The sequence below is a fragment of the Pseudomonas cyclaminis genome (genome assembly GCF_015163715.1).
Taxonomy (GTDB): Bacteria; Pseudomonadota; Gammaproteobacteria; order Pseudomonadales; family Pseudomonadaceae; genus Aquipseudomonas; species Aquipseudomonas cyclaminis.
Genome location: NZ_JADDUM010000381.1, coordinates 1 through 624 on the forward strand (window position 1 = coordinate 1; position 624 = coordinate 624).

1 protein-coding gene is annotated in these 624 nt (G+C 64.6%); it reads right to left on the minus strand.

Annotated features, from left to right (window positions below; translation table 11 throughout):
- Positions 1-624: GspE/PulE family protein (locus IQK56_RS30695; RefSeq protein ID WP_193901979.1), on the minus strand; the 624-nt coding region annotated here is incomplete at both ends.

Here is a 624-nt window from a genome sequence, read left to right on the forward strand (position 1 = left end):
GCCAACAGGAACGGCTCGACGCCCATGTCGATCAAGCGGTTGACGGCGGAAACCGCGTCGTTGGTGTGCAAGGTGGCCAGCACCAGGTGCCCGGTGAGCGAGGCCTGCACGGCGATTTGCGCGGTCTCCAGGTCGCGGATTTCGCCGATCATGATGATGTCCGGGTCCTGGCGCAGGATCGCCCGCAGTGCCAGCGCGAAGGTCATGTCGATCTTGGCGTTGACCTGGATCTGGCTGATGCCCGGCAAGTCATACTCCACCGGGTCTTCCACGGTGAGGATATTGCTGGTGCTCGCGTCCAACCGCGCCAACGCCGCATAAAGGCTGGTGGTCTTGCCGCTGCCGGTCGGCCCGGTGACCAGCACGATGCCGTGGGGCTGGCGGATCAACGTATCGAGGCGCGCCAGCAACTGCGCTTCCATGCCCAGGGTTTCCAACTGCAAACGCCCGGCCTGCTTGTCGAGCAAACGCATCACCACGCGCTCGCCGTGCCCGGTGGGCACTGTCGACACCCGAATATCAATCGGCCGCCCGGCCACGCGCAAGGCAATGCGTCCGTCCTGGGGCAGGCGTTTTTCGGCGATATCGAGCTGGGCCATGATCTTGATCCGCGACACCAACGCA